Annotated in this window: 12 protein-coding genes and 1 tRNA gene; 12 read left to right on the plus strand and 1 reads right to left on the minus strand. The window is 36.7% G+C overall.

The features are described 5' to 3' along the window. The first annotated feature begins 131 nt into the window (after positions 1-131). Positions 132-848 carry a 16S rRNA (guanine(527)-N(7))-methyltransferase RsmG gene (gene rsmG, locus H8S07_RS09810; RefSeq protein ID WP_117538473.1) on the plus strand — a complete coding sequence of 239 codons (717 nt, stop codon included), beginning with the start codon at positions 132-134 and terminating at the stop codon, positions 846-848. Between the two features lie 84 nt (positions 849-932). Here the strand turns inward: rsmG and H8S07_RS09815 are convergent, their stop codons facing one another. Then, on the minus strand, positions 933-1,907 hold the full coding sequence (locus H8S07_RS09815) for an alpha/beta fold hydrolase (RefSeq protein WP_118288806.1): 975 nt from the start codon (positions 1,905-1,907) through the stop codon (positions 933-935). An 816-nt stretch (positions 1,908-2,723) separates the two neighbouring features. Here H8S07_RS09815 and H8S07_RS09820 point away from each other — a divergent pair. From H8S07_RS09820 to H8S07_RS09870, 11 genes are all read left to right on the plus strand, one after another. Further along, entirely contained in the window at positions 2,724-3,485 is a 762-nt protein-coding gene (locus H8S07_RS09820) for a ParA family protein (protein WP_021859814.1), read from the plus strand. Between the two features lie 31 nt (positions 3,486-3,516). After that, positions 3,517-4,431, plus strand: a complete 915-nt coding sequence (locus tag H8S07_RS09825) for a ParB/RepB/Spo0J family partition protein (protein ID WP_021859813.1) — start codon at positions 3,517-3,519, stop codon at positions 4,429-4,431. A gap of 6 nt (positions 4,432-4,437) precedes the next feature. Then, entirely contained in the window at positions 4,438-4,965 is a 528-nt protein-coding gene (locus H8S07_RS09830; RefSeq protein WP_021859812.1) for a DUF4446 family protein, read from the plus strand. A gap of 90 nt (positions 4,966-5,055) precedes the next feature. Then, a complete protein-coding gene (serS, locus tag H8S07_RS09835) occupies positions 5,056-6,342 on the plus strand; it encodes a serine--tRNA ligase (RefSeq protein WP_021859811.1) in 1,287 nt (428 codons plus the stop codon). A 77-nt stretch (positions 6,343-6,419) separates the two neighbouring features. Further along, entirely contained in the window at positions 6,420-7,298 is an 879-nt protein-coding gene (locus H8S07_RS09840) for a DUF3881 family protein (protein WP_118288807.1), read from the plus strand. Positions 7,299-7,674: 376 nt separating this feature from the next. After that, positions 7,675-7,748 (plus strand) — tRNA-Arg (locus H8S07_RS09845). A 326-nt stretch (positions 7,749-8,074) separates the two neighbouring features. Next, on the plus strand, positions 8,075-9,040 hold the full coding sequence (locus H8S07_RS09850; RefSeq protein WP_118031503.1) for a ParB/RepB/Spo0J family partition protein: 966 nt from the start codon (positions 8,075-8,077) through the stop codon (positions 9,038-9,040). A 14-nt stretch (positions 9,041-9,054) separates the two neighbouring features. Beyond that, positions 9,055-9,840: a ParA family protein gene (locus H8S07_RS09855; RefSeq protein ID WP_005334870.1), complete on the plus strand. Its 786-nt coding sequence runs from the start codon at positions 9,055-9,057 to the stop codon at positions 9,838-9,840. After that, positions 9,830-10,732, plus strand: coding sequence for a ParB/RepB/Spo0J family partition protein (locus H8S07_RS09860; RefSeq protein ID WP_118031502.1), 903 nt, complete (start codon positions 9,830-9,832; stop codon positions 10,730-10,732). The genes H8S07_RS09855 and H8S07_RS09860 overlap by 11 nt, the downstream gene beginning before the upstream one ends. A gap of 78 nt (positions 10,733-10,810) precedes the next feature. Next, entirely contained in the window at positions 10,811-11,809 is a 999-nt protein-coding gene (locus tag H8S07_RS09865) for a DUF6017 domain-containing protein (RefSeq protein WP_117947869.1), read from the plus strand. 9 nt (positions 11,810-11,818) lie between these two features. Further along, entirely contained in the window at positions 11,819-12,115 is a 297-nt protein-coding gene (locus H8S07_RS09870) for a hypothetical protein (RefSeq protein WP_005334864.1), read from the plus strand. Positions 12,116-12,118 lie beyond the last annotated feature (3 nt).

Genomic DNA, 12,118 nt, shown 5'->3' on the forward strand with positions numbered 1-12,118 from the left:
TGTTTAAAAGAGTGTTTAATGGTATATAATATATATACCATTAATAACATCCAAAGAAAAATATATGTATCATAAGTTTGGGATAATATCTCAAACATTGTATATGAGAGTTGAGAGTAAAGGTAATATATATGCATAAAGAAATATTAAATAAAAAAATGGAAGAAATAGGGATACAGTTAAGTGATATGCAAACAGAGCAATTTCTTACTTATTATGATATGTTGATCGAACGTAATAAAGTAATGAATCTCACTGCAATTACGGAATATGACGATGTAGTAGAAAAGCATTTTGTGGATAGTGTATCTCTGATCAAGGCATTGGATGAAGAAGAAGTTAAAAATGTAATTGATATAGGGACAGGAGCAGGATTTCCGGGGATTCCATTAAAAATTGTGTTTCCACACCTTAAAGTGACATTATTGGACTCACTAAATAAAAGAATAAAATTTCTGAATGACGTTATTGGAGCATTAGAATTGGAGAATATTGAAACAATTCATGGAAGAGCTGAAGATTTTGCAAAGCAGGAAATATATAGAGAACAGTATGATCTGTGCGTGTCCAGAGCAGTAGCAAATCTTGCTACTTTATCTGAATACTGCTTGCCTTATGTAAAGGTAGGGGGATATTTTATATCCTATAAGTCCGGTGAGATAGAAGAGGAATTACAGCAATCGAAACGTGCAGTAAGTATACTTGGAGGTACACTGGGTGATGTTATAAAATTTGCACTTCCGGGAACAGATATCGGTCGTTCTTTTGTGAAAATAAAGAAAGTAAAGAATACCGGTAAGAAATATCCAAGAAAAGCAGGATTGCCATCGAAGGAGCCATTGGTGTAAAAAGAATATAGGATAATAAAAAAGATGAATGTACGTAGCGCATGGGGCAGGCACATTCATCTTTTTGCTTTACCTTGTATAATACTAAATTGTCGTTTCATCTTCGTAGGAAAGTATTACAGCTAATTGCTCAATGAAAGCATCAGGTCTTTCTAATTGAGGAAGATGTTTGGTATCTTCTATTTTCATAATCTCGATAGATGGAAGAATACTTTCATATTTGCACGCAATATCAGCATTTCGGGAATCTTCATCTCCAGATATAATGAAAATACTATTTGTTAACGATTTCATACAATGATAGACATTAACAGTTGTATAATGGCCAAGCAGACTGGATAGCAAATATTTGGATGAAGAGTGGTCCAGATGAGCTGTTTCGTAGTAGTTGTTAATATATTCCTCTTTTAATTTGTAATGATCATAGAAATATTCGTTCTTGAATTTATCTGTAATAAGTCTCCTTTTTACTAATATATTATAGAAATAAGTGCCGAATACAGGCATATTTAGAAACCATGTCAGAGATTTACTTCTCTTTGATGGCATCTTATTTAATTTATTCACATCTTCAGGATTTACAAGTATAATGCGATTTATAAGATTTTTGTTGTTCTGTACAGCTGCAATTGCGAATGATCCAGAAATACCGGTTGCTATGACATCACAAGGTGAATCAATAACTTGATTAATGAAGTCTGTGATTAATTGCACATATAAATAATTAGTATAAGTGATGGATGGTTTCTCGGATCTTCCGCATCCAAGCAGATCAATTGTATAAACAAGATGGCTTTTTGCCAGTTTATCAATGATTCTGTGCCATTCATAAGATGAACTTCCGACAGAAAAATCATGAATCAGAAGAACAGGCTCACCTTCGCCATATTTCTCATAATATATATTTCCAAATTTCCAATCAAAGTAAGAACCGGCTGTGTTTTGCTCGTGATTTTCAGAAGTCGCGGAAATATCAATTATTTTATTAGCCAAATGTATAGTAAATGTTGTCAATGCAGATAATGCAGATATAGTAATAGCTTTCTTTTTCCAACTCATGAGTATTACTCCTTTTGCTTATATATTGTCACATCAAATGTTGATCTTCTGATTAATGGAATCAGTGAAAACGTTTGATACTACAATATAAATAATACCACATGCTAAAATTAAAGTAAATGTTTCACGTGAAACATAGTGATACAGATGCTTTTTGGAAAATATCGTAATATATAAATGAATAGTTGTTGTGAAACATTTATTGCAAGAATTTAAAGAATGAAAGAAAACATTATTTCATAAATATTGCTGCAAGAATAATATAACGTTGACAGTTAGAAAATTATTTTGGTTAGTCATAAATTATTCTAATATTATAAGTAATATGTTTCACGTGAAACATATACAATATGGGACGATGAATTTTATAATTTGAAGAAAGAATATGTAATTGTAAATTATATGTAATTATAAATAAATCATCATAAAATCAGGACGTTAATTTTCTTTACTTGCTTATAAATAAATTGATATGTTTAAAACAATTACAACAGTATAAGACAAAATTAAGATAATATTAAAGATACGAATAAAATTTAATGATATAATATGATACCGGAATCAAAAGTTGCTTGTAAATTGTTCTATGCTGTGTGCCGCCAAAGAGATCAGTCTTAAACGTTATATTCTAAAGACAGTCTAATTATTATAGTAAGCAGGTAATATTCATTAAGATTATAAATAGACAAAAATATAAATGTTTCACGTGAAACAATTATAAAAAAGTGAAAAATTATGTTTCACGTGAAACATTTATAGAAAAGTAAAATAAAAAATGCTATACTAGAAGAAGCTCAAAATAGAAAGGTGATAAAAATGGGAAGAGTTATAGCTATTGCCAACCAAAAAGGTGGAGTGGGAAAAACAACTACAGCTATCAACTTATCGGCATGCCTTGCGGAAAAAGGACAGAAAGTTCTGGCGGTGGATATGGATCCGCAGGGAAATATGACAAGTGGATTAGGTGTTGATAAAAATAATGTTGAAAACACAGTGTATGATTTGATTATAGGAGAATCATCAATTAATGAAGTGATTGTGAGGGATGTTCTGGAAAATCTGGATATAATACCAACAAGTATTGATTTGTCCGGAGCGGAAATTGAGCTTCTTGATGTAGATGAAAAAGAGTATATTATAAGAAATGCGATTGCAAATATTAAAGAAGACTATGATTATATAGTAATTGACTGTCCACCATCTTTGAGTATGCTGACAATTAATGCAATGACTACAGCAGATTCTGTATTAGTTCCTATTCAGTGTGAATATTACGCGCTGGAAGGGTTAAGCCAGCTGATTCATACAGTCGAGTTGGTTCGTGATCGTCTGAACCCGCAACTGACAATAGAAGGTGTTGTGTTTACAATGTATGATGCAAGAACTAATCTTTCGTTGCAAGTCGTTGAAAATGTAAAAGATAACTTAGATCAGACAATATATAAAACAATTATTCCTCGCAATATTCGATTGGCAGAAGCACCGAGTTATGGTATGCCGATTAACAAATATGATCCAAAATCTGCAGGTGCAGACAGTTATATGCGCCTGGCGGATGAGGTGATGGAAAAAGAATAATACGGAAAATAATGCAGGAGGCGAATGAGAGATGGCGGTTAAGAAAAAAGGTCTTGGAAAAGGTCTTGATAGTTTGATACCGGATAATAAACCGGCTAAGAAAAATACAGAGACGGTACAAAAAGCTGAAGAGAAAAAAGAAGAAATGAAAGACGGCGTTCAGATGATGAAAATCAGCATGATCGAACCAAACCGAGAGCAGCCGAGAAAGAAGTTCGAGGAAGATGCATTACTTGAGCTCGCTGATTCTATCAAACTTCATGGGGTTTTGCAGCCGTTGCTTGTCAGAAAAATTAAAGATTATTATGAGATTATTGCAGGCGAAAGAAGATGGCGTGCAGCAAAGTTGGCCGGTATCAAAGAGGTACCTGTAATAGTAAAAGAATACAGTGAACAGGAAATTGTGGAAATTCGTTTGATTGAAAATATTCAGAGAGAAAATCTGAACCCAATCGAAGAAGCTATGGCATTTAAAAAACTTCTCGAAGAATTTCAATTGAAACAGGATGAAGTCGCAGATCGAGTTTCAAAAAGTCGTACCGCTGTAACAAACTCTATGCGCTTGCTGAAACTGGATGATAAAGTACAGCAGATGATTATTGATGAGATGATTTCTACAGGACATGCAAGAGCGCTGCTGGCAATTGACGATAAGAAATTACAGTATGAGCTTGCAAATCGTATTTTCGATGAAAAATTAAGTGTACGTGAAACAGAAAAGCTGGTTAAGGAGATTAAGAATCCGAAAAAACCAAAAGAAAAGAAAGCAGTAGAGAATGAATTTGTTTATAAAGATCTGGAAAACCGTATGAAAGAAGTTATGGGAACGAAGGTCAGTATTGCATCAAAAAGCAATGGAAAAGGTAAAATAGAAATAGAGTATTATTCAGAAAAAGAATTAGAACGTATGTTCGAGATGATTATGACAATAGGAAAGGAAGAATAAGAACTTATGGAAAGCAAAATCTTAAGTACAATAGGGATTGATCCGGGAATCATTATTATCTTAATGTTGATTTTGATTATTGTGTTGTTTATCCTTACTGTAAATGTTACAATGAACTACAATAGGCTAAAAAGCAGCTATCAGACGTTTATGAAAGGAAAAGACGGTAAAACTCTTGAAGAGAGCATGAAAGAACGCTATACAGATCTTGAATCCGTAGTAAAAGTTGTAAAACAGAACCGTCTTGACATTCGTGAACTGAACCGGAAGATGGATAGAAATTACCAGAAGATTGGTGTTGTGAAATACGATGCATTTAACGAAATGGGAGGTAAACTTAGTTTCGTACTTGCACTGTTGGATAATCGTAATAATGGATTTATCCTGAATGCAATGCATAGTAGAGAAGGCTGTTACACTTATGTAAAAGAAATTGTTAAAGGTGAGAGCTTTGTTGAACTTGCTGAGGAAGAGGCAGAAGCACTGGATAAAGCGATTTTCCAGGAATATACACCGGAAACTGTAGAAAAATAGCAGTAAAATGTAAAACTATTATATAAGGTAATTATAAAACTAAAGGATAATAATAAACCTATATTAATTACAAAATGAGGAGGATACAATATGTTAGACATTAAATTTTTAAGAATGAACCCAGATGTGGTGAAGCAGAATATTAAGAATAAATTCCAGGATGAAAAACTTCCATTAGTGGACAAAGTAATCGAGCTGGATCAGAAAAACAGAGATATCAAACAGGAAGTAGAAGCTCTTCGTGCAGAGAGAAATAAAATTTCCAAAGAAATCGGTGCATGTATGGCACATGGTAAGAAAGAAGAAGCAGAAGAACTGAAGAAAAAAGTACAGGCAAATGCAGATCGTGTAGAAAGCCTGTCAGCTGAAGAAAAAGATGTAGAAGCTGAAATTAAGAAGATCATGATGGTCATCCCGAACATCATTGATCCGTCTGTTCCGATTGGAAAAGATGACAGCGAGAATGTAGAGATTGAGAAATTTGGTGAGCCGGTTGTTCCAGATTACGAAATCCCGTATCACACAGATATTATGGAAAGTTTTGATGGTATAGATCTTGAGGCAGCAGGAAAAGTAGCAGGAAACGGTTTCTACTACCTGATGGGAGATATTGCAAGACTTCATTCCGCAGTAATATCTTATGCACGTGATTTCATGATCGACCGTGGATTTACTTACTGTATCCCGCCGTTTATGATCAGAAGTAACGTTGTAACAGGTGTTATGAGTTTTGCAGAGATGGATTCCATGATGTATAAGATCGAAGGAGAGGATCTTTACCTGATCGGAACAAGTGAACACTCTATGATCGGTAAATTTATTGATACAATGACTAAAGAAGAAGAACTGCCAAAGACACTGACAAGTTACTCTCCATGCTTCCGTAAAGAAAAAGGTGCACACGGTATCGAAGAAAGAGGTGTATATCGTATTCACCAGTTTGAAAAGCAGGAAATGATTGTTGTATGTAAACCGGAAGAAAGCAAACAGTGGTATGATAAGTTATGGAAAAATACAGTAGATCTGTTCCGCTCTATGGACATCCCGGTACGTACACTGGAATGTTGCTCTGGTGACCTTGCAGACCTGAAAGTAAAATCATGTGATGTTGAAGCATGGTCTCCAAGACAGAAAAAATATTTTGAAGTAGGTAGTTGTTCAAACCTTGGAGATGCTCAGGCAAGAAGACTTGGTATCCGTGTTAAAGGAGCAGATGGAAGCAAATATTTCGCTCATACATTAAATAATACAGTTGTTGCTCCACCGAGAATGTTAATCGCGTTCTTGGAGAACAATTTACAGGCTGACGGATCTGTCAAGATTCCGGAAGTTCTCAGACCGTATATGGGTGGTAAGAGCGAGATCAGACCAAAATAATACCGGAATAAATGTGTAAATTGTGGATAAATAAGTCCACAGCGAATGACTCCGGGGATAATTAATGAGGAAGTAAAATGCATCAATATTTAACTGCAATTGGAATGGAAAGTGTAAAGTCAAAACAAGAACTGGATCGTTTATTGCAGGGGCTGGAGCAGGAGAATAATGAACGTGCTGTAATGTCTGTAACTGCAGATAAATATGACCGGTGCGAGTATAAAAAAGAATTTGCAAAAAATATTGGAATTGCAGCGGGTGGATTTCAGGACAGTAATGGAATATTTGAAAGAGAATATATATATCCTTATTTTTACGGAACCGGAATTACAACATATGCAGATGTAACGGTGGAAAGAACAAAGGATCAACAGTCCTACATCGGCATCTGTGAAGATGTGAAAATAGGTGTTACATTAATGTTCCGGATTCAGAATTATATGGAATATCTGAAAAAGAAATGGCATCCGCAGGAGCCGGGAGGTTATGACTCTATTACATTATCCGGGCTGTGCAATGAGGGAAAGATTCTCCTGCCGGTAATGAAGGACGAATCACAGAAACAGCAGCAGTCGGAAGATGTGCATAACCGGATGATGCTTGTCAGTGCTGCAAGAGCCGGAGATGCGGAAGCAATCGAGAATCTGGCGTTGGATGATATAGACATTTACACAAAAGTATCAAGAAGGCTGATTAAAGAAGATGTATTCAGTATTGTAGATACATACATCATGCCTTACAGTGTAGAGTGTGACCGGTATTCCATCCTGGGTGTGATAACAGGTGTGCAGATTGTGGAAAACATTTACACAAAAGAGGAACTCTATGTGATGAATCTGGAAGTAAATGACCTAAAATTCGATGTCTGCGTGCCGGTTCACCGAGTATTTGGAGAGCCGAAAGCCGGACGCCGGTTCAAAGGAAAAATCTGGATGCAAGGGCGGATTAATTTTTAGTTGTTTGTGGGCAATTCTGCAGGTGATTTATTTGCAATAAGATCTGTTTAGAAAGAAATGTAGATTTTTATATGCCAGAGTGTTATAATAACATTCTGGCAATAAGTCTTGTTAGTTTAACTGATAAAATAAGCGCCTCCTAAGAGAAAGCCGAGGCATTCCCCAAAGGGAAAAAATGAAAAACAACTTTCAGTTCGAATCTATTCTGAAAAATGCTAATGGTGACAACAAAGCATTCCCCAAATGGGGGAACGTTCTAATGTTACCAAATCAAAAAAATCTGTAGATTGACAACTCGAAAAAGAGTTGATAATCTTATATATGGCCGAAGGGAAAAATCCTAGAAACCCAGTAAAATCAAGGGTTTGCGGCATGTGTCGTCATAGCTCAGCTGGATAGAGCACTCGCCTCCTAAGCGAGGGGTCGGAGGTTCAAATCCTCTTGGCGACGGGCTTCAAAGCGTTCGAAAATGTTAGCTGGATTAGCTGACAACGAACGCTTTTGTTATTTTCAAATCACGTTCGTGACACAAAATTCCATTCAAAATGATCAATTTCCAGCTAACGCAATCCGATTTTTGTTAGCTGACAGCTAATCAAAATTACCGGTTTGCAAACATGGGTTTTAAGAAGTCCAGCTAACATTTGGGTTCCGCTCCGTTGTCACCCCTTATTCGGGGATGTAAATCAGAGAAAAGGCGGGAAAAGAAACAATCTCTCCCAAACCTGCAAACATAAATTAGCTGAAACAGTATTCAATTCTATTAGCTACAGCTAATGGTCAAACAGCAATGTCTGTTTGGAACTTTACTATCTATAAAAGTTCCAGGCAGGCATTTTTTATTTCCTGAATCCTGGAGGAAAGGAGTCAAGATGACTGAGCCAAACAGACAATCAGGAGAAAACGAAGAAAAAATCATAGAAATTGAGATTGAGCGTCTTCGTCCGTTCAAAGAGCACCCGTTTCAGGTAAAAGATGATAAGGAAATGTTTCTTTTGCAGGAAAGCATTGAGAAGTATGGAATTTTAAATCCGCTAATCGTCAGACCAGTACCGGATGGATACTATGAGATCATATCCGGTCACAGAAGAAAACATGCTGCGGAGAAACTGGGATACCGTAAAGTACCGGTGATCATCCGAGTATTAAGTGAAGATGATTCCATCTTGAGCATGGTAGATTCCAATCTTCACAGAGAACGGATCAGCTACAGTGAAAAAGCTTTTGCTTACAAACTGAAGAATGACGTATTAAAAAGAAAAAGTGGTCGAAAAAAGAGCCAAGTTGACCACAAAACACCAAGAAAGCGGGCAATAGAAATCATCAGTGAAGATTGTGGTGATAGCCCAAAACAAGTGCAGCGTTATATCTCACTGACAAAACTGATACCGGAAATGTTGCAGAAACTGGATGATGAGATCATTTCTTTTTGTCCGGCTGTAGAGATAGCTGCATTAAGCGAAAAAGAACAAAGAGAACTGCTTGTAGCAATGGAGTATGCACAGGCAATCCCATCACTCTCACAGGCCCAGAGGATCCGGCAACTGAGTAAAGAAAAACAGTTGTCACTGGAAAAGATGGAAGAAATCATGTGTGAGGTTAAAAAGGGTGAAATCACAAGAGTGGCTTTCACAAACGAACAGCTACATAAGTATTTTCCAAATTCTTATACACCGGCAATGATGAAGCGGGAAATACTGGCACTGTTGAAATTATGGAAAAAAGAATCATGGGAAAGTTAAAGGAGGAAGAAATCATGTGTAAAGTTATATCCGTAGTAAACCAGAAAGGCGGCGTTGGAAAGACCACCACAACCGTAAATGTAGGCATTGGACTGGCAAGAGAAGGTAAGAAAGTGTTGCTGATCGACGCGGATCCACAGGGAAGTTTAACAGCAAGTCTTGGATATGAGGAACCAGATGATCTTCGCATCACACTGGCAACGATCATGATGGATGTCATTAACGAAGAAGAAATCTCTCTGGAAGATGGTATCTTACATCACCAGGAAAATGTAGATCTACTTCCGGCAAATATTGAGCTTTCTGCCCTGGAAGTAACGATGGGAAATGTTATGAGCAGAGAAATGATCATGAAGGAATATATCGATGCGATAAGAGGCCGATACGATTATATCCTGATCGACTGTATGCCAAGTCTTGGTATGATGACAATCAATGCACTGGTCTCTTCTGATTCTGTTTTGATACCTGTACAGGCCGCATATCTGCCTGTTAAAGGACTTCAGCAGCTGATCAAGACCATTCTTACAGTAAAGAAAAGACTGAACCGGAAACTGGCGATTGAGGGTATTCTCCTGACTATGGTAGATTTCAGAACCAATTACGCAAGGGACATTGCATCAAGAGTACATACAACATACGGAAGTCAGATCGAGGTATTTGAAAATGTAATTCCGATGTCTGTAAAAGCTGCTGAGACCAGTGCAGAGGGAAAAAGCATCTATATGCACTGTCCAAAAGGAAAGGTTGCAGAGGCATATAAGAACTTAACACAGGAGGTTTTGAAGAATGAAAAATAGAAGTGGCGAAAAGATTAAACTGGCAAGTATTGATGAACTGCTTGGTGTGGTAAATGAAGAATCTGCAATGGAGATAGAAATCAGTAAGATCCATCCGTTTAAAAATCATCCGTTCAAGGTGCTGGATGATGAAAAGATGCAGGATCTGGTTGAAAGTGTAAAGATCAATGGAATACTGACACCGGTACTGCTTCGCATGGATGAAAATGAAGAATATGAAATGGTATCCGGTCACAGAAGAATGCATGCAGCACAGCTTGCAGGACTGACGACAATTCCGGCAATCGTAAGAGAATTATCAGATGATGATGCCATTGTGGCTATGGTGGACGCTAATATTCAGCGAGAGGAACTGTTACCAAGTGAGAAAGCTTTTGCTTACAAGATGAAACTTGATGCAATGAAAAGGCAGGGAATCAGAACAGATTTAACTTTGTCTCAAAATGAGACGAAGTTGAGATCAGATGAAGTCTTGAGCAAGCAAGTTGGGGAAAGTAGAGCTCAGGTTCAAAGATTTGTACGATTAACAGAACTTATTCCGGAACTTCTTGATCTGGTAGATAACAAGAAGCTTCAGTTTACGGTTGCTGTCAATATCTCCTACATCGATAAGGAAGTACAGGGATGGATCTACGAATATATCAGCGACACCGGATTCATCAAACCAAAACAGATTGCAGCACTCAGAAATCAGCTGAATGATGGACCAATCAATCAGATTCAGATGTTATCGATTTTCAATAACTGTGTGATGGCAAAGAAAGTATCCCGGTCTCTTACTTTCTCAGAAAAGAAACTGACAAAGTATTTTCCGGATGATTATACAGCCAAAGATATGGAACAGGTAATTGAATCATTATTAGAAAAATGGATGCAGGAACAGTCCTGTTAAGGATAGAAAAAGCTAAGAAAACAAAGTCAAAGAAGTTTAAAAAGAGGACTTCTTAGCAGAAAACGAAAGGAGGAAATTATGGAGAAAAAAATGACATTTAATTATTTTTACGGTACCGAAGCTGATCAGTTCAGCTTCTACCGCATACCAAAAGCATTATTTACAGACAGCTATTTTAAAGATTTATCAAGCGATGCTAAAATTTTATATGGACTGATGTTGGATCGAATGTCTCTTTCCATCAAAAATCAGTGGTTTGACGACAAAAACAGAGCATATATCTACTTTTCCATCGAAGATATCATGGAATTACTGAACTGTGGCAGAAATAAAGCCATCAAATCCATGAGAGAGCTGGATGACGAAACAGGAATTGGTCTGATTGAGAAACGCAGGCAGGGATTTGGAAAGGTGAATGTTATCTACGTAAAAACCTTTATGCCTGAGAAAACAGATGAGAAAAAATTTGGAGAGGAATTAGAGAAGTTTAAAAAACAAACTTCTGTGGAAAATGAAGAGCCTGCAGAAGTTTACAATTTAAACTTCATGAAGTCCCAAAATCAAACTTCTAGAAGTCCCGAAAACAAACTTCAAGAAGTTTACATTTCAAACCCTAATAATACTAATCTTAGTGATACTGAAATGAATGATAATAAATCTAATCCTATCATATCTGTGGATGAGAAAAGATTTGATAGCGATAACCGCTCTGAGGATTATCAGGCTTATGAAAACCTTGTCAAAGAGACCATTGATTATGAATCACTGGAAGTAACCCATCATGACGATATGCGACAGGTAGATGAAATCGTGAACCTGATCGTAGAAACTGTGATGTGTAAAAATGACAAGATATTGATTGCCAGCAACTGGTATCCGGCATCACTGGTGAAGAAAAAATTTCTGATGCTGACCTATTCACATATCGAGTATGTCTTACACTGTATGCGTGGTAACACCACCAAAGTGAAGAACATCAAGAAATATTTATTAGCATCCCTGTTTAATGCACCGTCTACGATGAACGGGTATTATCAGGCAGAGGTGAACCATGATATGCCAGGACTGGTAAGATAGGAGGTGCACATGTTTATTTTAAAACTTGCTGGGAAAATATTATTACTGCCGGTATGGCTGATCCTTTTTGTGATCGGACTGGCAGTAAAGATGACAGTACAGACTTATGCGGTTGTCAGAGGGATCCTTGGGTTTATATTCACTTTGTTGATTATAGCGACTGCATACTGTTACCATGACTGGGTACAGGTTGCATTTCTGTTTTCGCTGAGTGTAATTCTGTATCTGATCCTTTTTGCAGGAGTGTTCGTAGATACTGTACTGGACATGACAAGAGAACGCATTATTGATTTTATTATATCGTGAGGA

Source organism: Dorea hominis (assembly GCF_014287705.1).
GTDB classification, from domain to species: Bacteria; Bacillota; Clostridia; order Lachnospirales; family Lachnospiraceae; genus Dorea_D; species Dorea_D hominis.